This window comes from Natronococcus sp. CG52 (assembly GCF_023913515.1).
Lineage (GTDB): Archaea > Halobacteriota > Halobacteria > Halobacteriales > Natrialbaceae > Natronococcus > Natronococcus zhouii.
Genome location: NZ_CP099391.1, coordinates 443,821 through 468,332 on the forward strand (window position 1 = coordinate 443,821; position 24,512 = coordinate 468,332).

28 protein-coding genes are annotated in these 24,512 nt (G+C 66.5%); 13 read left to right on the plus strand and 15 right to left on the minus strand.

From position 1 onward, the window contains the following. Positions 1 to 88 precede the first annotated feature (88 nt). From NED97_RS02270 to nadA, 4 genes are all read right to left on the minus strand, one after another. The gene (locus tag NED97_RS02270) at positions 89 to 778 is read right to left on the minus strand and encodes an RNA 2'-phosphotransferase (protein ID WP_252489107.1); all 690 of its coding nucleotides are present in this window, start codon (positions 776 to 778) and stop codon (positions 89 to 91) included. A gap of 69 nt (positions 779 to 847) precedes the next feature. Further along, positions 848 to 1,663, minus strand: coding sequence for a carboxylating nicotinate-nucleotide diphosphorylase (nadC, locus tag NED97_RS02275; protein ID WP_252489108.1), 816 nt, complete (start codon positions 1,661 to 1,663; stop codon positions 848 to 850). 6 nt (positions 1,664 to 1,669) lie between these two features. Next, complete coding sequence (locus tag NED97_RS02280) at positions 1,670 to 3,184, minus strand: L-aspartate oxidase (protein ID WP_252489109.1); 1,515 nt, start codon at positions 3,182 to 3,184, stop codon at positions 1,670 to 1,672. A 9-nt stretch (positions 3,185 to 3,193) separates the two neighbouring features. Beyond that, on the minus strand, positions 3,194 to 4,327 hold the full coding sequence (gene nadA, locus NED97_RS02285) for a quinolinate synthase NadA (RefSeq protein WP_252489110.1): 1,134 nt from the start codon (positions 4,325 to 4,327) through the stop codon (positions 3,194 to 3,196). A gap of 203 nt (positions 4,328 to 4,530) precedes the next feature. Between nadA and gfo6 the strand changes: the two genes are divergently transcribed. Next, entirely contained in the window at positions 4,531 to 5,598 is a 1,068-nt protein-coding gene (gfo6, locus tag NED97_RS02290) for a D-xylose 1-dehydrogenase Gfo6 (protein WP_252489111.1), read from the plus strand. On the opposite strand, the gene NED97_RS02295 is transcribed toward gfo6, so the two are convergent. Both NED97_RS02295 and NED97_RS02300 read right to left on the minus strand, forming a co-directional pair. Continuing rightward, positions 5,599 to 6,576 (minus strand): LLM class flavin-dependent oxidoreductase, encoded by a 978-nt coding sequence (locus NED97_RS02295; RefSeq protein WP_252489112.1) that lies wholly within the window; start codon positions 6,574 to 6,576, stop codon positions 5,599 to 5,601. It abuts the gene before it with no gap. A 115-nt stretch (positions 6,577 to 6,691) separates the two neighbouring features. Then, a complete protein-coding gene (locus tag NED97_RS02300) occupies positions 6,692 to 8,281 on the minus strand; it encodes an amidohydrolase (RefSeq protein ID WP_252489113.1) in 1,590 nt (529 codons plus the stop codon). A gap of 116 nt (positions 8,282 to 8,397) precedes the next feature. Here NED97_RS02300 and NED97_RS02305 point away from each other — a divergent pair, with 116 nt between their 5' ends. Continuing rightward, complete coding sequence (locus tag NED97_RS02305) at positions 8,398 to 8,772, plus strand: hypothetical protein (protein WP_252489114.1); 375 nt, start codon at positions 8,398 to 8,400, stop codon at positions 8,770 to 8,772. 40 nt (positions 8,773 to 8,812) lie between these two features. Further along, positions 8,813 to 10,039: a hydroxymethylglutaryl-CoA reductase (NADPH) gene (gene hmgA, locus NED97_RS02310; protein ID WP_252489115.1), complete on the plus strand. Its 1,227-nt coding sequence runs from the start codon at positions 8,813 to 8,815 to the stop codon at positions 10,037 to 10,039. Between the two features lie 14 nt (positions 10,040 to 10,053). Here hmgA and NED97_RS02315 read toward each other — a convergent pair whose 3' ends face one another. The 5 genes from NED97_RS02315 to NED97_RS02335 all read right to left on the minus strand — a co-directional run bounded on the left by NED97_RS02315 (position 10,054) and on the right by NED97_RS02335 (position 13,246). Then, entirely contained in the window at positions 10,054 to 10,410 is a 357-nt protein-coding gene (locus tag NED97_RS02315; RefSeq protein WP_252489116.1) for a hypothetical protein, read from the minus strand. Between the two features lie 196 nt (positions 10,411 to 10,606). Then, positions 10,607 to 10,999: a VOC family protein gene (locus NED97_RS02320; protein ID WP_252489117.1), complete on the minus strand. Its 393-nt coding sequence runs from the start codon at positions 10,997 to 10,999 to the stop codon at positions 10,607 to 10,609. Between the two features lie 169 nt (positions 11,000 to 11,168). Beyond that, positions 11,169 to 11,867, minus strand: coding sequence for a helix-turn-helix domain-containing protein (locus NED97_RS02325; RefSeq protein ID WP_252489118.1), 699 nt, complete (start codon positions 11,865 to 11,867; stop codon positions 11,169 to 11,171). Positions 11,868 to 12,185: 318 nt separating this feature from the next. Further along, positions 12,186 to 12,710 (minus strand): DUF5817 domain-containing protein, encoded by a 525-nt coding sequence (locus NED97_RS02330; RefSeq protein WP_252489119.1) that lies wholly within the window; start codon positions 12,708 to 12,710, stop codon positions 12,186 to 12,188. 89 nt (positions 12,711 to 12,799) lie between these two features. Continuing rightward, positions 12,800 to 13,246 (minus strand): DUF6653 family protein, encoded by a 447-nt coding sequence (locus NED97_RS02335; protein ID WP_252489120.1) that lies wholly within the window; start codon positions 13,244 to 13,246, stop codon positions 12,800 to 12,802. A gap of 109 nt (positions 13,247 to 13,355) precedes the next feature. Between NED97_RS02335 and NED97_RS02340 the strand changes: the two genes are divergently transcribed. The 7 genes from NED97_RS02340 to NED97_RS02370 all read left to right on the plus strand — a co-directional run bounded on the left by NED97_RS02340 (position 13,356) and on the right by NED97_RS02370 (position 18,546). Next, on the plus strand, positions 13,356 to 13,694 hold the full coding sequence (locus NED97_RS02340; protein ID WP_252489121.1) for a cupin domain-containing protein: 339 nt from the start codon (positions 13,356 to 13,358) through the stop codon (positions 13,692 to 13,694). An 85-nt stretch (positions 13,695 to 13,779) separates the two neighbouring features. Beyond that, positions 13,780 to 13,965, plus strand: coding sequence for a hypothetical protein (locus NED97_RS02345; protein ID WP_252489122.1), 186 nt, complete (start codon positions 13,780 to 13,782; stop codon positions 13,963 to 13,965). Positions 13,966 to 14,032: 67 nt separating this feature from the next. Further along, on the plus strand, positions 14,033 to 15,409 hold the full coding sequence (locus NED97_RS02350) for an NRAMP family divalent metal transporter (RefSeq protein WP_252489123.1): 1,377 nt from the start codon (positions 14,033 to 14,035) through the stop codon (positions 15,407 to 15,409). Positions 15,410 to 15,485: 76 nt separating this feature from the next. After that, positions 15,486 to 15,722: a DUF7509 family protein gene (locus tag NED97_RS02355; RefSeq protein WP_252489124.1), complete on the plus strand. Its 237-nt coding sequence runs from the start codon at positions 15,486 to 15,488 to the stop codon at positions 15,720 to 15,722. A 299-nt stretch (positions 15,723 to 16,021) separates the two neighbouring features. Beyond that, positions 16,022 to 17,008 carry a CDP-glycerol glycerophosphotransferase family protein gene (locus NED97_RS02360; protein ID WP_252489125.1) on the plus strand — a complete coding sequence of 329 codons (987 nt, stop codon included), beginning with the start codon at positions 16,022 to 16,024 and terminating at the stop codon, positions 17,006 to 17,008. Beyond that, positions 16,996 to 17,676 carry an NTP transferase domain-containing protein gene (locus NED97_RS02365; protein WP_252489126.1) on the plus strand — a complete coding sequence of 227 codons (681 nt, stop codon included), beginning with the start codon at positions 16,996 to 16,998 and terminating at the stop codon, positions 17,674 to 17,676. The genes NED97_RS02360 and NED97_RS02365 overlap by 13 nt, the downstream gene beginning before the upstream one ends. A gap of 180 nt (positions 17,677 to 17,856) precedes the next feature. Next, on the plus strand, positions 17,857 to 18,546 hold the full coding sequence (locus tag NED97_RS02370) for a glycerophosphodiester phosphodiesterase (protein WP_252489127.1): 690 nt from the start codon (positions 17,857 to 17,859) through the stop codon (positions 18,544 to 18,546). 69 nt (positions 18,547 to 18,615) lie between these two features. Here NED97_RS02370 and NED97_RS02375 read toward each other — a convergent pair whose 3' ends face one another. From NED97_RS02375 to NED97_RS02385, 3 genes are all read right to left on the minus strand, one after another. Continuing rightward, positions 18,616 to 19,071, minus strand: coding sequence for a GNAT family N-acetyltransferase (locus NED97_RS02375; RefSeq protein ID WP_252489128.1), 456 nt, complete (start codon positions 19,069 to 19,071; stop codon positions 18,616 to 18,618). A 196-nt stretch (positions 19,072 to 19,267) separates the two neighbouring features. Then, positions 19,268 to 20,530 (minus strand): isocitrate dehydrogenase (NADP(+)), encoded by a 1,263-nt coding sequence (icd, locus tag NED97_RS02380; RefSeq protein WP_252489129.1) that lies wholly within the window; start codon positions 20,528 to 20,530, stop codon positions 19,268 to 19,270. 207 nt (positions 20,531 to 20,737) lie between these two features. Next, positions 20,738 to 21,070, minus strand: a complete 333-nt coding sequence (locus NED97_RS02385; RefSeq protein ID WP_252489130.1) for a hypothetical protein — start codon at positions 21,068 to 21,070, stop codon at positions 20,738 to 20,740. A gap of 99 nt (positions 21,071 to 21,169) precedes the next feature. Here NED97_RS02385 and NED97_RS02390 point away from each other — a divergent pair, with 99 nt between their 5' ends. Beyond that, entirely contained in the window at positions 21,170 to 22,087 is a 918-nt protein-coding gene (locus tag NED97_RS02390) for an isoaspartyl peptidase/L-asparaginase (protein ID WP_252489131.1), read from the plus strand. Between the two features lie 492 nt (positions 22,088 to 22,579). Continuing rightward, positions 22,580 to 23,476 (plus strand): type II methionyl aminopeptidase, encoded by an 897-nt coding sequence (map, locus tag NED97_RS02395; RefSeq protein ID WP_252489132.1) that lies wholly within the window; start codon positions 22,580 to 22,582, stop codon positions 23,474 to 23,476. A gap of 15 nt (positions 23,477 to 23,491) precedes the next feature. Here map and NED97_RS02400 read toward each other — a convergent pair whose 3' ends face one another. Further along, a complete protein-coding gene (locus tag NED97_RS02400) occupies positions 23,492 to 23,692 on the minus strand; it encodes a DUF7835 family putative zinc beta-ribbon protein (protein WP_252489133.1) in 201 nt (66 codons plus the stop codon). Positions 23,693 to 23,936: 244 nt separating this feature from the next. On the opposite strand from NED97_RS02400, the gene NED97_RS02405 reads away from it, so the two are divergent. After that, positions 23,937 to 24,476 (plus strand): HIT family protein, encoded by a 540-nt coding sequence (locus NED97_RS02405; protein ID WP_252489134.1) that lies wholly within the window; start codon positions 23,937 to 23,939, stop codon positions 24,474 to 24,476. The last annotated feature ends 36 nt before the right edge of the window (positions 24,477 to 24,512 follow it).

A 24,512-nucleotide genomic window follows, 5' to 3' on the forward strand; every position in this document is an offset into this window, starting at 1 on the left:
GTGGCGCGAATAAGAAACACACGTGCACTTGCAACGACCCTCGCGGATTGGGAGTGCGCTGCTCTTTCGAGCGGTTCGCGGCCGGTCTTCAGTCGTCGGTCACCGACGCGTCCGGCTTCGCCTCGACGATGTACTCGGGCGGCACGCGATCGGTCGTGTACGTCTTGGTCCCCCGCTTCGCGATCCGATCGCCGTCCGCGAGCATTCCGGCCGCGTCGATGATGAGAATAATCGGGTTGCTCGTGTGCCGGTTCGCGACGCGGCGCGCCTCCTCGCGGCTCTCCGAGAGGTGGACGTGCTGGCGGGACATCGGCTGCAGACCGTCCTCGAGGATCGACGCCACGTTCTCCGGCGCGGTTCCGTGATACAACTCGCCCGGGACCGGCGTATCCGTCGGCTCGAGCGAAACGTCGACGGAGTGACCGTAGGCGGCCCGGACGAGCTCGTCCGACTCGTCGGCCGACGCGTTCCCGGCGGTCCGCTCGAACCGCCCCTTCGGATCGGTCGCGATCACCGCCGCGACGTGCTCGGCGGTCGCCCACTCGTACGTCCGTTCGACCGCTTCGACGAGTGCGCCGTAGCCCGTCCAGCCCCGGTCGTCGAGCGCGAGACCGGCGTCGCCGGGGAAGTGTCGGAGCGCGCCGCTCGCGAACTTCGAGAGTCGGCGCCGTCGATCGCCCGAGAGGAGCACCGTCCCGCGTGCGTCACAGAAGGGACACACCCCGCTGTCGGTCGCGAATACGCCGTGGTCGTCGCATATGCGAATTGGCTCCGTCACGGCAGTCAGTGATCGCTCGAGGAAGAAAAGTTCGAACGGTGACTGCGCAGCCCGGATCCGCGCGGTTTGTTACCCGCCGGTCCGGAACGACAGATCGAGCGACGGGGCCGAGTGCGTCAGCGATCCCATCGAGATTACGTCGACGCCGGTCGCGGCGTAGTCGGCGACGGTCTCGAGCGCGATCCCGCCGCTCGCTTCCGCCAGCACGTTCTCGTAGTCGGCGAGCAGGTCGACGGCGGCCGCCGTCTCTTCGGGTGTCATGTTGTCGAGCAAGACGATATCCGCGCCGGCGTCGGCCGCCCGCGGGGCGTCCTCGACCGCCTCCACCTCCACGTCGAGTTTCGTCGCGAACGAGGTCCGCTCGCGGAACTGCGAAACAGCGCCCTCGAGCCCCAGTTCGGCCACGTGGTTGTCCTTCACCATCACCATGTGCGAGAGGTCGAGCCGGTGGGTGTCGCCCCCGCCGGCGACGACGGCGCGTTTCTCGAGGCCGCGCAGGCCGGGCGTGGTCTTCCTGGTCGCGGCGATCCGCACGTAATCCGATTCCGCTCTGGCTGCATCAACTGCCGCTCGCGTCCGGGTCGCGATCCCCGACGCGTGCCCGACCAGATTCACGGCGACGCGTTCGCCCCGGAGCACCTCGCGTGCCGGTCCCTCGACGCGGAGGACCTCGTCTCCGGGGTCGACGGCGGTTCCGGCCTCGAGCGTCTCGAGGACGTCCGCGCCGAGATAGTCGAAGACGGCGCTCGCGGCCTCGAGTCCGGCGGCGACGCCGGACTCCTTCGCAACGAGTCGACCGGCCGTCTCGCCGGGAACCTGGTTCGTGACGTCGTGGTGGCCGACGTCCTCCCGAAGCCAGCGTTCGATCTGTGAGTTCGTGATCATGGCTGCTCAGTCGTCCACCGCGGATTCGATCGTCGTCTCGTCCGTCACGAGGTGGTGACAGCCCCGCGACTCGGCGTTCTCGCTCGCCGCCCGCGCGATCAACAGCGCGGTGACGCTGGCGTTTCGAAGTTCGTAGAGGTCGCGAGCCGTCCGCGTCCGGGTGTAGGCGTCGACCTCGCCCTTGAGTCGGCGAAGGACGGCGCTCGCGCGGGCGATTTCGTCCGGGTCGCGCTCGAGGCCCAGGTACTCGTCCATCGTCCGCCGGAGGCGAGTGAACTTCTCGGCGGCGAAGCGCTCGGGCAGATCGGGGTCGCTGTCGCGGAGTTCGGGTGCGTCGACGACCTCGGGTTCCGCTCCGACGGCATCCTCGCCGGCGCGCAGCCCCCAGACGAGGCCCTCGAGCAGGCTCGTACTGGCGAGTCGGTTCGCGCCGTGGACGCCCGTCCGGGCGCACTCGCCGACGGCGTAGAGTCGGTCGAGCGAGGTGCGCCCGTTCTCGTCGACGTCAATCCCGCCGCACAGGAAGTGCTCGCAGGGGGCGACCGGGATCTCGTCGGTCTCGATGCCCCGATCACGGCACTTCTCGGCGATGGCGGGGTACTCGTCGTCGAACTCGAGCGGACTGACGTCCAGGACGACTTCGCCGGTCGCCTCGCGTTCGGCGCCAACGGCGCGGGCGACGACGTCCCGCGGGGCGAGGTCGCCCTGCGGGTGGTACTCCTCCATGAACCGTTCACCGTTGCCGTTGCGGAGCACTGCGCCCTCTCCGCGCAGCGCTTCCGAGAGCAGGAACGGATCGTCGCCTGCATAGGCCGTCGGGTGAAACTGAACGTACTCCACGTCCGCCACGTTCGCTCCCGCGAGCGCGGCCATGGCGATCCCGTCGCCGGTCGCGTCGTCGGGGTTGGTCGAGCGCGTGTAGAGCGCGCCGATCCCACCGGTCGCGAGGATCGTCGTACCGGCGAAGACGGGATGCCCACTCGTTTCCTCGTCACTGACGATACCGTGGACGCGTCCCTCGTGCGTAACGAGGTCGAGCGCGGCGGTACCCTGTCTCACCTCGATGCGTTCGTGGTCGTCGACGTAGTTCAGGAACGGCCGCAGGATGTGGGTGCCCGTTGCGGCGTCGACGTGGAGGATGCGGAACTCGGAGTGGGCCGCCTCCCGCGTGTAGTCGAACTCGCCGTCGACAGTCTCGTCGAACTCGATCCCGAGCGCGTCGAGCAGGACGTCCTCGACCGCGTCGTCGGCGTTTTCGACGAGCACGTCGACTGCCTCGGGGTCTGCAGTGCCGTCGCTGGCCTCGAGGACGTCCCGTTTGAGACTCGCCGGATCGTCGCGAGTCGTCGAAATCCCGCCCTGTGCCCAGTCGGTGCTGGCGTCGCCGGGTTTCGTGGCTTTCGTCAGCAAGAGCACGTCGGCTCCCTCGCGCGCCGCTGCGAGAGCGGCCGCACAGCCCGCGATGCCGCTGCCGACGACGAGGACGTCCGCCGTTTCCGGAGTAGTGGCTGTTTCGGTCATACTTCTCGATTATATCTCGAGCATGCGGTCGAGGGCGACGCCCGCGAGTTCCTTCTCCTCGGGTGCGACCTCGATCACGTTGCGTTCGCGACCCGCGACGAGTTCCTCGAGCACCCAGGTGAGGTAGTTGGGGTCGATCTGGCGCATGGCGTTGCAGTCCATGCAGGCGTCGCCACAGAGCGGGAGGACGTTCACCTCGGGGTGCCAGCGCTGGAGGTGGTTCGTGAGGTGGATCTCGGTCCCGACGGCCCACGTGTCGCCGGGATCGGCGTTCTCGACTGTCTCACAGATCGCCGCGGTACTCCCCGCTCTGTCGGCGGCCTCGACGACCTCGCGGCGGCACTCGGGGTGGACGATAACGTTCGCGCCCTCGTGGTCGGCCCGAACCCGGTCGATGTGATCCACGCGGAACCGCTCGTGGACCTGGCAGTAGCCGTCCCAGAGGATGATGTCGCTCTCGGCGACCTCGTCGGCGTCTTTTCCGTCGGGATCCCACGGATCCCACTCGGCGATCCGGTCTTCCATACCCAGCCGGTGAGACGTATTCTCCCCGAGGTGCTTGTCCGGCAAGAAGAGGACCTTGTCGCCCCGTTCGAAGGCGTACTCGAAGGCTCTGTGGGCGTTCGACGACGTGCAGACGAGTCCGCCCTGGCTCGCACAGAAGGCCTTCAGGTCCGCGTAGGAGTTCATGTAGGTGATCGGGATGATCTCGGCGCCGGGAGCGACCGCGGTGATCTCCGCCCACGCGCTGTCGACCTGGAGCGCCTCGGCCATCCCCGCCATCGGGCAGGAGGCCTCCATACTCGGGAGGATGACGGTCTGGTCGTCGTCGGTGATGATGTCCGCGCTCTCGGCCATGAACGTGACGCCGCCGAAGATCACGTACTCGGCATCCGCGCTGGCGGCTTCCTTCGAAAGCTGGTAGGAGTCACCGACGAAGTCGGCGTGCTCGACGATCTCTCGCCGCTGGTAGTTGTGCCCGAGGATGACGACGTCGTCGCCGAGGGTCTCGAGCGCGGCCTCGATTCGCTCCGTTCGCTCCGATTCTTCGAGCGTGCGGTATTCGGATGGGAGTTGCTCAAGATTATCGTACTTGAACAGGCTTAGATCGGTTTCAAGTTCTGTGGTTTGCATCTTCACCATTCGACTCACCCGTGGTTAATAGCATACCATAGCGCACTCTTGAATAACTTTTTCCTTCGATAGCCGAAGCTGAGTACGCACCACCGGCTGATACAACGGCAGAAAACAACTCGACAGTTGTTCGGCAGCACCGGCAGATCGCGTCGGCGGGAGTTTGGCGATCGTGGAGTACGCCCTTCTTTCTCTGGAGCGTATCCGTACGTATGCGACTCGAGGACACGTTCGCGGACTTCGCGCGCCGCGACTGGGAACGCGAATCGGTCGACGGGACGGTTCGGATCGCCGTCGTCGGTACCGGCGGCTTCGCACGCAATCGCGCCCTGCCGGCGATCGCGGACGGGAACTACTGCGAGACGACGGTTCTGGTCACGAGCGCACCCGATCGCGCGCGGTCGCTCGCCGAGGTGTTCGGCGCGTCTCACGTGATCGACTACGACGCGTTCGTTGCGGGCGACCGCGCCGACGCCTACGACGCAGTTTACGTCGCGACGCCGAACGCCACCCACGGCGAGTACGCGGTCGCCGCGGCCGAGCACGGCAAACACGTCCTCTGCGAGAAACCGCTCGAGACGACGGTCGAGCGCACCCGCGAGATCATCGACGCCTGTGCGGAGGCCGACGTGACGCTGATGACGGCCTATCGGCTCCGGACCGAACCGACGGTTCGTCGAACCCGCGAACTCGTCCGGAACGGTGTCATCGGCGAGGTCGTGCAGGTTCACGGCGGGTTCTCGCACCCGCTGCTCGAGCACTCGGGACCCGACACGTGGCGACTCGACCCCGCTCTCGCCGGCGGCGGCGCGCTGGTCGATCTCGGGGTCTATCCGCTGAACACGATCCGGTATCTGCTCGACTGCGACCCGGTGAGCGTCTACGCGACGACGCACTCGAACGGCGAGCCGTTCGAGGCGGTGGACGAACACGTCGCGTTCCAGCTCGAGTTCCCGACGGGCGCGACGGCCTCGTGTACGGCGAGCTTCGACGCCCACGGGAACAGTCGCCTCGAACTGATCGGCACCGACGGGATGATCTCGATCGCGTCGCCGTTCGGCGGAGTCGTCCCGCAGGAGATCGTCGTCGAGAGCGGCGACGTCCGCGCGGAGTACACCGGCCCGCCGGTCGACGAGGTCCGCGAGGAGTTCGACTACTTCGGCTACTGCGTACTCACGGGGACGACGCCCGGACCCGACGGGGAGGACGGACTCACGGACCTGCGCGCCATCGAGGCGGCCTACGAGTCCGCCGAGACGAGACGGCGGGTGTCGCTGTAGCTACGCCGTGGGAGCGAGGGCTTCGATCGTCCGCTCCGCAACCTCGTCTGCGGCCGGATCCGGAACCACGACGATCGGGTGATCGATCCCCGCCACCCTGACGAGTCGCTCGAGTTGCTCGCGCGCCTCGTCGGGCGTTCCCGCCACGCCCAGGTCGTCGACCATCTCGTCGGTGACTGCGCTCGCCGCCGCCCCTCGGTCGCCGTCTCGCCACGCTTCGGCGATCCGGCTAGCTTCGTCGGGAAAACGCGTGCCGACCGCCCGGCGGTATCCCTCGCCGCTGCCGACGTAGTAAGCGAGGTGGCGACGAAGGACGTCGCGGGCCTCCTCGGGGTCCTCGCTGACGGCCGACGGGACGTACGGCGCGACGGTGATCTCGTCCGGGTCGCGGTCCCGCTCTCGCGCCGCCTCGGCGACGACCTCGAAGGCCTCTTCGAGCCGGGAGAACGGAATATTGTGGGGGATCCAGCCGTCGCAGAGCCGCCCGACGACCCGGCGGTTTGCCCGCCCGAGCCCTGCGTTGTAGATCGGCGTCGGCGCGTCGAGCGACGGGAAGTCGGCCACCTCGAGCAGTTCGCCATCGTACGCGACGGGGCCGTCGCCGGCGGTGAACGCCCTGACGAGTTCGATCGTCTCGTGAGCGCGCCGCACGGGCCGGTCGAACGCCATCCCGTGGAGGTCTTCGATCGCCTTCGGCGTGCTCGTCCCGAGACCGAGCGTGAACCGGCCGTCCGAGACGCGCCGGAGCGAGGCCGCCGTCGACGCGAGCACGGCCGGCGATCTCGAGTAGACGTTCAGGATCGCCGTCCCGATCCCGATCTCGTCCGTTCTGGCGGCGATCTCGGTCGCCCGGACGACGCCGCTTTCGCCCCAGAGTTCGCCGAGCCAGACCGCGTCGTAGCCCAGTTCTTCCGCGCGCACGGCGACGTCCGCCTGATCGTCGTCGCCGAATCCCGGTGCGATGAGTCCGACGTTCATGGTTCTGAATGGTCGGGGGACGACAAAAATTCCGGTGGCGTCTTTCACGAGCCGTCTCGAGCACTCGGCCGGCGGTGCTCACGTCCCGAATCGTCTCTCGAGCGGCGCGACGGAGCTACTCGTCCCGGCGCAGAGCCTCGCAGCCCTCGAAGACGACCTCGCCGTCGACCAGCGTCATCGATACGTCGATCTCGTCGATCCGTTCGGGGCGGTCCCACGGTGACTCCTCGAGCACCACCAGATCCGCTCGCTTTCCGACCTCGAGGGTTCCCAGCCGATCCTCGTCGAAGCCGGCGTAGGCCGCTCCGTGCGTGTAGGCGCGGATCGCCTCCGTGACCGACAGCCGCTGCGCGTCGGTCGGCGCGTTGACCGCGTGGTGGATCCCCAGCAGCGGGTCGAGCGGCATGCAGTCCGAGCCGAACGCGAGGGGGATATCGTGCTCGAGCACCCGTCGGAAGCGGTTCGTCCGGTTCCGGCGTTCGGTGCCGAGTCGCTGATCGTAGAGCCCGCCCTCGCCGGCCCACTGGTGGAAGTTCGGTTGCATCGAGGCGACGATGCCGGCCTCGGCCATCCGCTCGAGTTGGCCGTCGGTCGCGAGTTCGACGTGTTCGATCCGGTGGCGCGAGCCGGCGGGATCGTCCGTGGTCTCGAGGGCCGACAGCGCCTCCTCGATCGCCTCGTCGCCGATGGCGTGAGCCGTCACCTGAAATCCGGCGCCGTCGGCCTGTTCGACGATCCCCTCGAGTTCCTCGGGAGTAATAACCCACTCTCCGTCGTCCCCGGAATCGGGAACCGACGCCTCGCCGTCGCTCTCGTAGGGCTCGAACAGTTTCGCCGTCCGCGCCCCGATGCTGCCGTCGGTGTACGTCTTGATCGCGCCCGTTCGAACGCGGTCGCTCCCCGAGTTCGTCGTGAGGCCGACCTCGATCACGCTGTCGGCGTGGTCGGCCCAGTAGTTGATCCGCACCCGGGTCGGGAGTTCGCCCGCCGCCTCGAGGTCGCGGTAGACCTGCGGCGAGCGCGAGTGACGGACCATGTCGTGGACGGCCGTCACGCCCTTCGCGGCGGCGTGCTCGAGACCGGCGGTGACGAGTTCCCGGGTCTCGTCGTAGCCGGGTGCGATCCGAGAGCGGACGATTTCGGCCGCGTCCTCGACGACGACGCCGGTCGGCTCGCCGGCGGGCGATCGGCGGACGTCGCCCTCGGGGAGGTCGTCGGCGAGGCGCTCGAGCGCGACGGAGTTCAGCGACGCGGCGTGCATGTCGATCCGCAGGGCGACGACGGGTCGCTCGTCGCTCACCCGATCGAGGCGGTCACGTGTGAGGTATGCGCGGTCGTCGCCCGTCCACTCGCTCTCGTCGTAGCCGAAGCCCTGGACCCACTCACTGTCGCTCTCCTCGGCCCTCGCCGAGAGGCGCTCGATACACTCCCCGGAGCCGGACGCGCCGGTGAGGTCCGCGTGGACCAGGAACCGACCCGTGTTCTCGACGTGGGTGTGTGCGTCGACGAATCCGGGCAGGACGACCCGTCCCTCGCAGTCGATCGCGTCGGTCTCGACGCCCTCGAGGAACTCGATCTCGTAGGCTTTCCCCACCCGGACGATCTCGCCGTCCCGGACGGCGAGCGCTTCCTTCGGGTCGTCGTCTCCCTCGGCGAGCGAGTGGACCCACGCGTTCGTCAGCACCAGATCGGCGGCCTCGGTCATAGGTGAGACCCCACGCGCGAGGTGCAAAATCGTAGCGGTCGTCGCTTTGCCGTCCCGGGGCACCCCATTACTATCAGATCAGAAACTATTAGCGCGCCGCGATCGAAGGATCTCCCATGCTGAGCCGTGAGAACCGGGCGATCCTCGCCTCGTTCGGAATATTCGTGCTCGCCCTCGCCGGAGTCGCGCTCCTCGAGGGGACGCTGGGCGTTCCGGCGGGCGACGGGCCGATCGCCGCGCTGGCCTTCGCCGTCGCGATCGTCCTCCCGCAGGTGTATCTCGCGCAGACCGACGACGAGATCGCACCCCGGACCAGACTGGGGGTCGCCGCCGTCCTCGCGGGACTGTTCGCGCTCGGGTTCGTCGCGGCACCGACCGGAACGCTGTCACTGCTCCTGTTCGGGGTTGCGGGGATCGCGCTGCTGGCCGCCTGCTGGTCCGAGATCCGCGCAGCCTACCGGGAGTCGATCGCGAACGGCGACCCCACCTGAATCAGCAATCCTTAGGGCGAGCCCGCGTCTTGGCTGACTCATGACAGACCCCGCGTCCCTCGCAGACCGCGTCCAGGAGGGGGAGCTTCGCATCCACGAACTCGAGGCCGAGGCCGACTTCGACACCGCAGCCGAGGCGCGTCGGCTGCTGATCGAGCGCGAAACTGACACGGATCTCGAGATGATCGGCGACTACGCCTTCCCCGCCGAGCGGGCGGAGCCCAATATCGAGAACATGATCGGCGCGGCCCAGGTGCCGCTGGGTGTCGTCGGCCCCGTCGCCGTAGAAGGGGGTGCCGCCGACGGCGAGCACTACCTCCCGCTCGCGACGACCGAAGGTGCGCTGCTCGCGTCCGTGAATCGCGGCCTCTCGGTGATCCGCTCCGCGGGCGGCGCCGACGCCCGCGTTACGAAGAACGGGATGACCCGCGCCCCCGTGTTTCGGGTCCAGGGCGTCGCCGAAGCCGCCGAGACGGTCGACTGGGTCGAAGACAACCTCGAGTCGCTGCGGGAGGCCGCCGAATCCACGACGGGCCACGGCGAACTGCTGGGGGTCGAGCCCTACGTCGTCGGCGACTCCGTCTACCTGCGCTTCGCCTACGACACGAAGGACGCGATGGGGATGAACATGGCCACGATCGCGACCGAGGCCGCTTGCGAGGTCGTCGAGAGCGAGACGCCCGCCTCGCTCGTCGCGCTCTCCGGAAACCTCTGTTCGGACAAGAAGCCCGCCGCCATCAACGCCGTCGAGGGCCGCGGGCGTTCGGTCACTGCGGACGTCGTGATCCCCGGCGAACTCGTCGAGGAGCGTCTCCACACGACCGCCGAGGCGATCGTCGAGGCCAACACGAGAAAGAACCTGGTCGGCAGCGCCAAGGCGGGCAGTCTGGGATTCAACGCCCACGCGGCCAACGTCGTCGGTGCGGCCTTCCTCGCGACCGGGCAGGACGAGGCCCAGGTCGTCGAGGGCGCGAACGCGATCACGACGATGGACGCTCGAGCGGGCGAGGACGGATCCACCGACCTCTACGCCTCCGTCTCGCTGGCCTCGCTCGAGGTCGGCACCGTCGGCGGCGGGACGAAACTGCCGACCCAGGCCGAGGCGCTCGAGATCCTCGGACTCCGCGGCGGCGGCGATCCGGCGGGTTCGAACGCGAACGCACTCGCCGAAATTATCGCCGTCGGTGCGCTCGCCGGCGAACTCTCCCTGCTCGCGGCGCTGGCTTCGAACCACCTCGCGAGCGCCCACGAGGACCTCGGCCGGTAACGTCGCTCGCCGGGTTACTGAGGAACCTCTCGCGCCTCTCGGCGAACGCGGACCGTCACGACGGAGACGTACGAACCGCCGGCGACGAGCAGAAGCAATCCGGCCGCGACCTGGAGGCCGCCGGCGGCGAACACCACGAGCGCGAGTCCCGCCGCGGCGGTCGCGTGCGCGACGGCGAGATCTCGCCGCCCGTACGCGCCGTGAAGCGCCGCGATGGCGAGAAACGTCGCGGCGAAGACGCCGGTCGCCAGCGAGGAGGCGTCGATGCCGAGGATCGATTCGCTGACGAGCGTTCCGTACGCGAGAAGCGCGACCGCGACCACCGTTCCGACGCCGATCGTCACCGCCTGCACGTCGATCGTCTCGTCCATTTGCACCTCGTTTCGCCGCCGTCCGCAAAGCCCTGACGCTCGTCGCTCGAGGGATCGTGCCGAAGCGAGTTGTCGTCCGATCTGTTCTGTATCGAAGCAAGCATCGCGATAGGTCGTCTGGCCGTTCAACGCACTCCGTAAGCGGCGTTCGCCGTTCCTTACGCCTCGGGGAGACGACACGAACGATTCGGCGGATTCAGCCGTCGGAGGCGTCCGCTGCTGGCTCGAATAATTCGACGAGATTGCCGGCGGGATCTTCGAGCAGGATTTGTTTTCCGCCCTCGCCAGTTACGATCTCGTTTCGGAACGACGCTCCCCGGTCCGCCAGTCGTTCGACAGTGGCGGAGAGATCGTCGACCGTGAGCTGGATGCGGTTCCACCCACCGGGTTCAGGACGCGTTCCGTCGGGCAGGGCTCGCCCTGCACCGCCCGCTCCCGGCGCGTTCAGTAGCAGCGTGCAGCCGTCGCGTTCGAGCGCTGCGAATCCCGGAGCCGGATGCATCCGGACCTCGAACTCCAGTTGATCGACGTAGCACTCGATTGCCGAATCGACGTCGTCGACGATGTATCGAACAGTGATCATACTCATGGTCCCTACTTCGTTACTGACTGCCGGAACGAATGAGTCGTTCCCTCCTCGTGACGGGCCTTTATTCCCGTCGAGCAGCCAATCGAGGTGTGCGGATCGAACCTCAGTGACTCGCGACGAGCGACGTCCCGACGACTTCCGGCGATTGCGGTCGAGCTGAACCGGTGTTTCAGCTCTGCTTCGGCGTTCGCGACGTGAGCCGTTCGTTCGTCATTGCGGTTTCAACGAGCCGCTGTTCGGCGCGGCGGAGTCGCTCGGAGAGGGACCGCCGAGAAATCTCGAGCCGATTTCCGAGCTCGAGAGGGGTCGTCTTCCGCGGGATGTCGTAGTACCCGTTTTCGTACGCCAACGTCAGCGCCTCGCGCTGTTTCGGGGTCAAACTCGCGAGCGTTAGCGTCGCCTCCCCACGAAGCGGTTCGGGTTCGTACAGTCGCTCGAGCGCGAACCCGATCCCGCGATCGGTACACGAATCGCGATACGCCCGAAGAGTCTGGCGGTCGGGAAACCGCGCCCGCATAAGCCACCCATCGGCGGTGATCGACGCGCGAACTGGCGTCGTGCCCCGGTCGATGAACGTCGCGCCGATCGCGACCGTGACGTCGGTCGGTGCCAGCCGGAGGCGATACAGCCGAGCGGATTTCGTGGCCTCGAACAGCGACCACGCCTCGATAGCCGGATCGTCCTCGAGTGTCGCCTCGGCGGTGCCGTACGAGTCGGCGTCGATCCAGCAGAGCAGCACCGGCCGGGTCGATTCCGGACGGAGTAGCTCCTGCAGTTCGAACCGCGCGTCGGGTATCGCCGCCGCGAGGTCGACCAGCGGGAGCGACGAGGACGACAGGCGGAACTCGGCGTGTAGGTCCGTGTCCATACCGTCCGTACGCCCGGTTCGAGTATTGACTTTCGTGCCGTACGCGGCGAGATCCGTCCCACACCGCCCTCGAGATTCACGTCTCGGAGAATTCCCGGATCGATTAGACGGTTCGACGCTGGGCCCGGTGAGAGGACGCGCGTCTCGAGCCACCGCCGCTCAACGCCGACCTCGAGCCGGTCGAGCGCGCGTTCGCTGTGCGCTTGGAGGAATCGTTTGCCCTCGCGAGACCGGTGTATTGACGTCGTGCTCGTCGGCTACGGGATCGGCGAAGGAACGGAAGCAGCTTCGCCGGTCGACGGGCAGCGGCGTCCGATCTCAGAGCCGCCGGTACCGGCCGCGACTCTCGCTCACCTCGCCGCGTCTCGCGAGTTTCTCGAGTGCATTCCCAACGTACTCGGCCGACACCCCGTGCTCGCCGGCGTAGTCGGCGACCTCGTCCTCGGTCGGTCGGTCGAGTTCCTCGAGCGCACGCTCGACGATCTCCTTCTTGCTGCCGCTTCGAGTCGATCCGCGCGGGTCGCGGTCGCCGGCCGCCTCGACCTCGTCGACGTCCAGTCCGGACCCCTCGAGGTACTCCTCGTCGCTGACGACGCCGTCCGCGACGTCGTCCTCGAGGTCGCCGAACGAGTCGAGTTTCGCGAAGGCGTCGCCCTCTCCCTGCCGGTTCGCGAGCATCGACGCCCGAACGTCGCGGGCGTGGTCGGCGTCGTCGGTCTCGACGAACTTCTTGCGCTTCTCGTAGGCCTTCCGGGAGCCACAGCGGGGACACTGCGTAGTCTCCGAGCGGCCCTCGATGATCCAGAGGTTCGAACACTCGCTGCAGCCGACGACGGCGTACATGTCTCGTCTCGAGGTGGGGTCGCCCGGTAGTTCAAGGTTCGGCAACCGGAGCGGAAGTGGTCTCTGCGGGCCGTTTCTGGCTCGCGAGTTTACCGTTCCGGTTCGGTCGCCGGCCCCTCCTCGTACAGTCGGGCCATTCGACGGAAAAACAGAAGCATGAGGAGCAGCGAGAGGACCGTCCCGCCGGCCGTCCCGAGCGGCCGGCGCTGGACGGCCGCCCGGAGCGTGTAGAGATACACTGGTGCGCTGGCGGCGACGAACAGGGCGTTCGCCGAGAAGAACGATCCCTGCTCGAGCCACGCTCGTTCGCCGAGGACGACGCGGGTCGCCCAGGCCTCGTCGTCCGCCGGCGGGGCGAACAGGAGCGGGTTCACAGCTACGAATCCGAGCGTCCCGAGCAGGAGCCTCCGGTCACGACGATAGATCGCCAGCACCAGCGTCGGATACGCGAGGACGAAGGTCCAGACGCTGCCCGGATTGGCGTGTCGGGACCAGAAGTATCGTTCCGAGAGGGATTTCGCGAAACGGTCGGGCATGTACCTACTGTAACGGAGACAAATACATAAATTGGCTGAACTGGATCGGACACCACGAGCCGTCGGGGCCCCGTGGAACTATTACCCACGCCGTCCCTTCTCAGGGCGTATGGAACACGTTTCCCTCTCCGACCTCGAGACGTCGGAGGCCGCCGAGGGCGTCCACCTCGCGCTGATGGCCGGCGCCGAATCGATGAACGTTCAGCACTTCGAGATCGAACCCGGTGCGACGGTCGAAGAGCACAGCCACCCGCACGAGCAGACGGGCTTCATCTACGAGGGCGAACTGACGTTTCTCACCGACGGCGAGGAGATCGTCTGCGGACCGGGTGACTCCTACGCGCTGCCGGGCGATCAGCCCCACTCCGCGGAAAACCGCGGCGACGAGACGGTCCGCGGCGTCGACATCTTCAGTCCGCCGCGGGAGAACCCGAGCTGGCAGTCGTAGCGAAGCGTCTCGACGGGACTTTTTCCGGTGACGGTCGACGATACCCGGTAGCGGCGCGTGGCGACTCGAGGAGCCACTTCCCACGGTGGCCGTGGCGCTGCCGGTCGACTGGCGAACCCGTCTCGCCGAGACCGTCGCCGTCGGTTACCCGCTCGCCCCGATCGCACTCGTCTTCCTCGGATTCGTCGCGCTCGCGTTCGCGGTGGGCGTCCAGTCGCATCGGGATTCGAGCAGCGCGCGGTCGCTCGAGTCCGATGCGGCCGATGATTAACCGGACGGGGCGACGCTGAACCGAGAGATACCACGGAGTTATATGGGCCAGATCGTAAGAGCGACCGATGGCAACCGAAACTCACTCGCGGGAGTTCGGACGAGTGGAGTCGTTCGTGCGGCGACTGGGACCGACGTGGCTCGCCGGCGCGATCGCCGCCGGGCCGGCGACGATGGTCAGCCTGCTCGTCGCGGGCGCGAGTTTCGGCTACGCGCTGCTGTGGGTCGTCGTGCTCTCGGCGATCCTCGGGACCGTCGGTCAGTACCTCTCGATGCGGCTCGGACTGCTCACCGAGGCGGGGATCGTCGCGGTCGTCGAGGAGCACCTCGGCTCGTTCTGGGCCTGGATGCTCGTGATCGACGCCGTGCTCGCCGCGGGGCTCGCCCAGCTCGTGATCATGAAGACGCTGGCCGACGTCAGCGCGACGATCGTCGGGAGCGCCGGACTCGGTATCGCCGCCCTGGCGGATTCCCGCCTCTGGGGAATCACCTGGGCGGTCGTCCTCGTACTGGGGCTGGCCGGCGGCGGCTACAGACTCGCGGAGGCCGGCGCGAAAGTTCTCGTCTCGCTGGTCGTCCTCGCGTTCGTCGCCGCCGCGTTCACCGTTCCGATCGATCCCGCCGCGGCGGCGACCGGTCTCACGCCGGAACTGCCGGCCGGCGCCGACAGTGCGCTCGTCGCCGCGGGCGTCCTCGGCGGCGCGGTCCACATCACGCTGCTGACGATGCAGAGCTACACGATGCGCGCCCGCGGATGGACCGTGCGGGATCGAGATATCGCGACGTTCGACGTCGTGAGCTCGATGCTGGTCGCCTTCGGAATCTTTAGTCTCGCGGTCTTTCTCGTCGCGGCGAGCGTCCTCCCCGAGGCGGGCGTCGATCCCGGGACGCTCGACGAGATCCAGGCCGCCCGGGCGCTCGGCCCGATCGCAGGCGAGTACGCGACGTGGCTGTTCCTGCTCGGACTCTGGGGCGCCGCGGTCTCGACGCTCGGCGGGAACACGATCGTTCCGCCCTACCTGCTCGCGGACAAACTCGACTGGGAGCAGTCGGTCGAGGACTCGCGGTACCGGCTCGCACTGATTGCGGTCGCGCTCGTCTCCTCGGTCGGCGCGTTCCTCGAGGGCGCGTTCTTCCAGCTCCTGGTCCTCGTGCTCGCGTTCGGACTCGTCGGGACGCCGTTCGCGCTCGCGGTGATCCTCTACCTGCTGAACGACCCCGACGTCGTCCCGGAGACGAACTCGCACCTGGAGAACGCCGGTGGCCTCGTCCTGTTCGCGATCGCGGCCGTCCTCGCGAGCGAGTTCGTCCTCGGGGAACTCGAGACCGTCACCGAACCGCTCTCGGCGTTCGTCGTCGCGTTCGCCGCGGCGATGGTCCTGGCGGTCGTCGGACTCGCTGCGACCTACGTGCGGGATCGACTCCGCGCTCGCTCGAGCGGCTAACTGTACTCCTCGAGGGCGTCCCACCCCGGGCCATCATGTTCGCGGACTCGATGACAGCCTCGGCGTCGGGATCGAGGTGGGGTCCGTCCTCGAGGCGCTATTCGACGCCGAAACGGCCGATCACCACTGCGAGCGGGTCGTGTTCGTCCACGAGTCCGGCGTCCGCAGCGCGATGATCGCCGCGGTCCGCGATCGGTGGGAGGCGCGGATCTACTCGTACGACGATCGCGAGGAACTCGAGCGCCAGCTCCGGCTGTTCGTTCGCGATCTCATCCGCAAGGAGCGGACCGGTGACTTGCCGGCGCTCGACTGAGTACCGGACGGTGCCAGTACGAGTTCCGCATCCGGGAAGACCCGTGGTCTATTTGTCGCGCGCGGATGCGAACATACCGCGAACAGCTCTCGTATCGAGTTCGCGCTCGGTATGGAGCGCTGTTTGCTCGCAATCCTATATTTCCACTAAAATGACCGATTATAATACAAGTATTATGGGTGTAGCCGGCATAGTTTTCGTATGCTGTCAACTATACCTTTCAAAGCTCGACAAACGACTGTGGTCTACCTGCCGGTTCGACAGTACTCGCCACGACGTTCGGTAGGAGATCCCACAGGATGGTAGAGGTACTGTACGCTATCGAGCGGCCGTTCATGCGGAAGACGTTCGAAGCGATCGACCGTCACGTGGATGTCGAGTCGGCGTTTATCCCGGTTCGAGCCGATGCGATCGGCTGTAGCGACCGCATCGACGAAGTCAAGGTGGATGATCCTGGCGCGGTCGACGACAACGTGCGAGCGATCGATCCCGCCGTAGTCGTCTACAACCACCGGTTCGGTATAGAGCGGTTCACGTTTTACGACGAGTACCCGCTCGTTCACGTGCGACACGGTGCGTCGATCGGCCGCGACGAGATCGCAGTCACGACGGACACGATTCTCGGTATCGTCGCTGCCGCACTCGCGCCCGGCGAGCGGTGGGCAGCGGCGTATCGGGCCGCTGCACCGCCGAACGTGACGATTGCCGTTGTCGGCATCCCGGAGGCCGACGCGCTCGTCGGAGCACCGCCACCCCGTGAACGCCGGGTGCTGTACGCGCCGACCAACTACCTGGTCGGCCGAGGAGCGTACGCGAACACCGCCCGCTCGGTCGTCGAGTGCTTCGCCGACACGGAGTACGAACTACTCTTTCGCCCCCACCCGACCGATAGACGCGAGGGTCCGGGGCTGGCCGTCACTCGCGAATGCAGGGAACGGATCGCCGAGTTGCCGAACGTCGTCTTCGATACGGCCGTGACGCCCACCGAGAGCATGCGCCGATCGGACGTTCTCATCTCGGACTACTCGGGGTCGATCGCAGAGTGGCTCCACACGGGTCGACCACTCGTCCAACTGATGAATATCGATGCACCGAACCGCGACGTACCTCGAATCGGCGTCACGTCGGATGCGATCGACATCGCGCTCGTCGACGAACTGTACCAGAACGGCGAGCCCGACTCCGCGAAAGATCGACGGGCCTCGTGGCTCGAGCGTCTCGGCATCCCGATGGACGGACGAGCCGGCGAGCGCGCCGCCAGGGAGGTACTCCGATGCAGGGCGTAATCCTGGCCGCGGGTCGAGGCCGACGAATGGGTCACCACACCGACGACGTCCCGAAGGCCTTCCTCGAGTTCGACGGCCGGACGCTGTACGATCGACAGCGCGCCTTGCTCGGACCGCACGTCGGCAAAACGAGCGTCGTGCTGGGATACCGCCACGAGACGGTTCTCGACAGGTACGATCCCGAAGAACCGCTCGTTCTAAAAGAGTGGGATCGATACGAGAACGCCGCGTCATTGCTTCTCGCGCTCAGACACGTCGACGACGATCTGCTGGTCCTCAACGGCGACGTGCTCATCGACGAGCGCGAACTCGGTCGAATGACCTCCCGATTCGATGCTTTCGGGGGTCACCTCAATCTCGTCGGCTCTATTCCGGGAATTCAGGACTCGGAGACGGCGATTCGGTGGGACGAATCCGGACGGGTGACAGCGTACGGCCTCATCGAAGGCCACAGACACGCGGGGGTCGGAATCGTGAGCCGCGACCATCGAGACGCGGCGATCCGGGTCCTGCAAGAGCGACTGGACGACTGGTACCCCTGCGTGTATCCCCGAACGCCGTCCCGGCCGCTACTGCTGCCGGCCGGTCGACACATCGAGATCAATCGACCGGCTGACCTCGATCGGGCACGAAAGTGGATCAGATCCGAGCGGATCCGCTGTGCGTGATCGACGACCGACGGGTGGTGGAACCTGCAGCTATCGCGAACCCGTGAGATCTCCGGTGGAGATCCGGCGATACTCGTCCGCGAACACGATACTCAGCCTTCGATTATATTCTGAACAATTGACCGCATACGGCGTGAGAAACACAATATTGATATCCGTTCGCTGTTGGATGCCCGGTAGATGGAGATTATCGGCCACCGTGGCTGTGCAGATCAGTTCCCGGAGAATACCCTCCTCGCTATCCGCGAAACCGCCCGTCGACTGCCTGCAGTCGAACTCGACGTGCGACGGTGCGGGTCGGGTGAACTGGTAGTGTTTCACGACGCTACTCTCGAGCGCGTGACCGGCGCTGACGGACGGATCGCGGAGACGCCGTGGTCGGATCTCCGCGAGCTAACCGTGTTCGAGTCGGACGAATCGATTCCCCGCCTCGAGACGGCGCTGCGAGCCGTGCCGAACGACGTAACCGTTCAGATCGAGCTGAAAGAAACTGGGATCGCTTCGGATACGCTGCAGTTGGCGATGGCGGCAGGGGCCGACGTCCGCCTCTCGTCGTTTCTCCCCGAGGCGCTCGCGGAAGTCCAGTCGAGCTGTCTCGAGGTGCCGAGCGGGCTCCTTTTCGAAGAGGGAGCCGACGCGAACCTCTCGCGAGCGCTCGATCTGGGGGCTACACACGTGTTCCCCCACTACCGTCTCTGCATCGAAACCGATGTCGTATCCGTCGCTCGCGAGCACGGACTCGACGTTATCGCCTGGAAGGCGGCGCGGACGCTCGACGACGTTCGCGCCCTGCGCGAGGCCGGCGTCGATGGGGTTACCGCGGATCGGTACGATATCGCTCCGGCCTCACCCACCGTAGATAGCATCTGAATCGGTCGTAACCTGTGATCTGCGGAACGAGTCCGGCGCGGAGGGACCCCTTCGCCTATCGGACGGGTATCACTCTCGCGACGCACCGTCCGACTCGTTCAGTCGCTTTCGCATCTTCACGTGGGGAATCCCGGCCTCCTCGAACTCCCCGCCGCGCTGCTCGTACCCGAGGTCGCGATAGAAGCCGGCCGCGTGGCTCTGTGAGTGCAGCTTGAGTTCCTCGAGCCCTAGCTCTCGAGCCTGCTTCTCGACGGCGGCCATCAGGTCCCGGCCGATCCCTTCTCCACGACGCGACTCGAGGACGGCGACGCGCTCGACCTTGGCGATCCCGTCCTCGAGCTCCCTGAGCCGGGCGGCACCGACCGATTCGTCGCCGTCGTACGCGGCGAAGTGAACGGCGTCGGGGTCGTGCTCGTCGTACTCGAGTTCCTCGTCGACGCCCTGTTCCTCGACGAACACCTCGTGGCGAACGGTGAACGCATCCTCGCGCTCGTCCTCGGATTCGGCGACGCGTACCTCGACCATTTGCGAGCGGCTACGGACGCACGCGTCGAGAGCGTTACGACATTCGCCGGTCTCGTTTCGAGAAAACCGCACAAAAGAATCGAGAGCGGTCGGCAGATCGGTTCTCGCGGCGTCGCCGCGAGAGGACGAGAAACTCCCTGCGAGATTTCTCGGTGCCATCAGACGCCCATCGGCGCCTGACTGCTCGAAAAACGGTCTACGACAGTTTTTCGATATTCTGAACGACTTCGTCGGCGTACTCGCTGGTGGCGAGCTTCTCAGCGTCGTCAAGCTGGCGCTCGAGGTCGTAAGTGACCTTGCCCGAGGAGATGGTCTCCTCGACGGCGTCGCGGACGAGATCCGCGGCGTCGTTCCAGCCGAGGTACTCGAGCATCATGCGGCCCGAGAGGATCATCGCGGTCGGGTTGACCTTGTCCTGGCCCTCGTACTTGGGTGCGGAGCCGTGGACGGGCTCGGCGAGCAGGCGGCCGTCGCCGAAGTTGGACCCGGGAGCGATGCCGAGACCGCCGATCTGGGCGCCGGCAGCGTCGGACATGTAGTCCCCGTTCAGGTTCATCGTCGCGATGACGTCGTACTGGTCGGTCCGCGTGAGAAGCTGCTGGAGCATGTTGTCCGCGATGCGGTCGTTGACGACGAGGACGTCGTCGTCGACCTCGCCGTCCTGTTCCTCCCAGAGGGTGTCCTCGGTGATGACCTCGTCACCGTACTCCTCTTCGGCGACCTCGTAGCCCCAGTCGCGGAACTGGCCCTCGGTGAACTTCATGATGTTGCCCTTGTGGACGAGCGTGACCGAGTCGCGGTCGTGCTCGAGGGCGTAGTCGATGGCGCGGCGGACGAGTCGCTTCGTTCCGAACTCCGTGATCGGTTTGACGCCGATGCCGACGGGGCCGTCGTGGATGACGTTGTCGGCGCCCATCTCGCCTTCGACGAACTCCTTGACTTCCTCGACCTCGTCGGTGCCGGCTTCCCACTCGATGCCGGCGTAGACGTCTTCCGTGTTCTCACGGAAGGTGATCATGTCCATCTGCTCGGGTTCCTTGACGGGCGACGGGACGCCGTCGAGGTGGTAGGTCGGTCGGACGTTCGCGTAGAGATCGAGCAGCTTGCGGAGACCGACGTTTAGCGAGCGGAAGCCGGCGCCGACGGGCGTCGTCAGCGGGCCCTTGATCGCGACGCGGTGTTCCTTGATGGCTTCGACGGTCTCGTCCGGCAGGTTCTCGTCGTACTTCTCGCGAGCGGACTCGCCGGCGTAGACGCGCATCCAGTTGATCTCGCGACCGGTCGCCTCGGCGGCGGCCTCGAGAACCTTCTGTGCGGCGGGACCGACGTCGCTCCCGACACCGTCACCGTAGATGATCGGAATAATCGGGTTGTCGGGGACCTCGAGCTCGCCGTCGATGCCCTCTTTCAGCGTGATCTTCTCCCCCTCCTCGGGGACCTCGATCTTGTCGTAGCTCATCTCGTCTATACGGTGCCTCGATGGGGGTAAAAGGTCTCTCATTTCCGCCGATGTTGCGTCTCATTGTTCTCGACCAGTCGGCCGCTCTCCGCCGATCGTGTAAAAATCAACCCGTAGAATCACTCAGACCGCCAAAACACCGTTTCGATCGTTACAGACCAGTTCGTCAGACGTCGAATTCAACCGCGACGAACCGCGACACGGCCGTTACGCGCGATCGCCGCCGCCGTCGGCCTCGTTATCATCACCCTGACGTGTCGGCGATCTCTCGGCATCGGTCGCGGTCTCCCAGTGTCGATTGATTACGACCGCGCCGGTCCCGACGGCGGCGAGACCAGCGATCGACAGGAGGATTCGTCCCGGCAGCGATAGCCACGCCTCCTCGAGCGCGATCCACAGCGCCGACAGGAGCGTGATTCCGAGAACGACCAGTGCCGTCCCGACGTCGATCGGACTCCGTTCGTCGTCGACGGCCAGGCGGCCGATCGCGATCACGGTCATCGTGGCGCAGAACCCGACGACCAGGACGGACGGCGTCATCGTCGCCGATACTCAGGCTGCGCTCGTAAGTGTAGGGGTTTTCCGCCGACAGCAACTCGTCGCGAAAGCGTTACTGTGGTCGCCTTAACAGGAGAGCGTATGCAGGTACTCGTACACGGCGGTGCCGGCAGCACGCCGGAGGAACCGGAACCGCGCCAGGCGGTGCTCGTCGAGGCTGCGGAAACCGGTGCAGAGCAAGCGAACCCGGTCGACGCGGTCGAGGACGCGATCGCAGTCCTCGAGTCCTCGCCGCGGTTCAACGCGGGCGTCGGCAGCGCGGTCCAGAGCGACGGCCAGATCCGGACCGACGCGGGCATCATGACCGACGACCGGGCGGTCGGTGCGGCCTGTTCGATGCCGGATGTCGAACACGCGGTCAGCGTCGCTCGAATCGTTATGGAGGAGACGCCACACGGCTTCGTTTCGGGGGAGCACGCGGTCTCGCTGGCCGAGGCCTACGGCGTCGAAACGGACGTCGACCTCTGGTCGGGGCGAACGCGCGAGAAGTGGGCCGACCTCGAGCCGCCGAGCGGCGGTCCGCAGAGCGAACTCGAGTGGATCGGCGAGCGGTACGGACAAACGGATCCCGACGGTCGCGACGAGGAAGGGAGTCGGGACGCGGACGCTGCCGATCTGGATCACGACACCGTCGGCGCGGTCGCCTTCGACGGCGAGCGCCTCGCCGCCGCGACGTCGACGGGCGGGCGCTGGCTCGCACTCGCCGGCCGCGTCGGGGACGTCCCGCAGGTGGGCTCCGGCTTCTACGCCTGTCCGTCCGCCGCGGTGAGCGCGACCGGCGCCGGCGAGGACATCGCCCGCGTCACGCTCTCGCGACGAGTTGCCGGGCACGTCGAGCGCGGACTCGACGCCGACGCGGCGACGGAACTCGCGATCGAGGAGTTCGCCGAACTCACCGGCTCGACGGCCGGCGTCATCGCGATCGACGCACGCGGGACGCTCGGCTCGGCGTACAACAGTGACGGAATGCAGACCGCGGGAGCGACGGATCGATCGTGAACGCCTCGAGGCCGACCGCTCTCCCGCCGGGTACGCTCGTCGGTCGTCGGCCTCGAGGGATCACGTCCGCGTCGTTCGTCCGGCGTTCGTGTGAATCGCTCGAACGTGGCGTCTCTCACGCCGGGTGAACGGAGGCGTTCGATCGCCAAAACCCCGATGACCGTTTCAGCCGTTTGCCGCACGTTTCGTCGATAAACGATCGGTCACCGTCCGATCGTCGGGCGCGTTCGACGATCAGCGGGCGGTGTTCGACGATTGTCGTGGGCCAGTTTTATTATCGTCGTGACTCTCCCTACGGACAATGCTTCAATCACCGCACCACGGTTCACGACGCTGCCCGCGCTGTGAGGCGAGGCTCTCGAACGTACAGGGCGTCGAAACCTGCCCAGTCTGTCGCTGGGTCGCAGCGTCGGCACCTGCGCCGTGACCGAACACGTCTCTCACTCGCCCTGAGACGGAACCTCTTTTTGTCGACCGATCTAACTCCGGTGCATGGCTGAGTCCGAGGTGGATCTGGAGTCCGAGAAGTACGAGAAACACCGCGAAGCGGGCGAGATTCTCTCGCAGGTTCGCGCGGAGACGGTCGAGCGCGTCGAGGTCGGCGCGAGCCACTTCGAGCTCGCCGAGTACGCCGAGGACCGAATCCGGGAACTCGGCGGGAAACCGGCGTTTCCGGTCAATATCTCGATCGACGAGGAGGCGGCCCACGCGACGCCGTCGATCGACGACGAGTCGACCTTCGGCGAGGAGATGATCAATCTGGACATCGGGGTCCACGTCGACGGCTGGCTCGCCGACACCGCGATCACCGTCGACCTCTCCGGCAACCCCGAACTCGCCGAGGCGCCGGAACAGGCGCTCGAGGCGGCACTCGAGATGATCGAGCCGGGCGTCGAGACCGGCGATATCGGCGCGGAGATCGAGGACGTCATCGACGGCTACGGCTTCAACCCGGTCGTCAACCTCACCGGCCACGGGCTGGGCCACTGGGAACAACACACCAGTCCGACCATCCCGAACCGCGCGGTCTCGCAGGGAACGACGCTCGAGGTCGGCGACGTCGTCGCGATCGAACCGTTCGCGACCGACGGCGGCGGCAAGGTCACCGAGGGAGCGAGCGAGGAGATCTTCGCGCTCGAGCGCGAGGGAACGGTCCGGAACCGACAGGCCCGCGAGGCCCTGGAACAGATCACCGAGGAGTTTCGCACCCTCCCGTTCGCGACCCGCTGGCTCGAGACGGATCGCGCGGAGATGGCGCTGCGCCGACTCAAACGAAACGACATCGTTCACGGCTACCCGGTGCTCAAGGAGGACGACGGCTATCTCGTCAGTCAGAAGGAGCACACGATCATCGTCACCGAAGACGGCTGCGAAGTGACGACGGCGTAACCCGATCGGAATCGCTCACGCGTTGTTCATTCGCTGGCTGGTACGATTCCCGCAGCGCTGGCATTCGGCCACGCGGTAGGGTTCGCGGGAGAACTGCGCGTTCTCCTCCTTGCCGCTCTCGGTCCGGATCTGAACCGACACTTCGTGCAGCGTTTCGAGATTGCAGTCGTCGCAGTGTTCGGTCAGTCCATTGAATGAGTCGTCCGTCGTTGCCATTATTACTTCTTTGTCATAGCAACATCTTAAACCTCTCCATCACCCCGAACAGTGAGACACTCGATCCCAAGGACCTATTACTGATCCGTCGGGAGGCGTCGAGATCCGCCGAGACTGTTCATAGACGCGGCAAAACGCGCCTCTTCGGAGGGAACCACTCTCGGTAGTGGGACGGCGAGGGGGCCGATTGGTGTCGACGCGCGCAGATTGAAACGCTTTAGGCGTCGCTCGAGTGGGCAGGGGTATGGACCAGGTGTTTGCACCGTGGCGGATCGAGTGGATCAGACGCGACAAGGAGAACGCGGAGATCGACTCGTGCGCGTTCTGTGAACTCCCCGAACGGGAGTCGGATCGGGAGAACCTGCTCGTCGCGCGCAGCGAACACGCGTTCGTCCTGCTGAATAACTACCCGTACAATCCCGGCCACGTGATGGTTGTCCCGCACGCTCACACCGGCAAGTACGGCGACCTTACCGACGAGCAACTGCTCGATCACGCCCGGCTGAAACAGCGAACCTTCGACGCGATCGAGGTCGGCCTCGAACCGGACGGCTTCAACGCCGGCCTGAACCTCGGCGACGGCGCCGGCGGGTCGATCGACGATCACCTCCACACGCACATCGTCCCCCGCTGGCAGGGCGACACCAACTTCATGCCCGTCATCAGCGACACGTCGGTGATCGTCGAGGCGCTCGAGGACACGTACGAGCACCTCCACGAGGCGTTCGCCGACCAGGAGGGTGCGACGGTGCCCGACGAGGACGGTGCGGTCGTCGTCGACTGACGGACCGCCGCGTCTCGAAGTCCGACACCGCGCCGT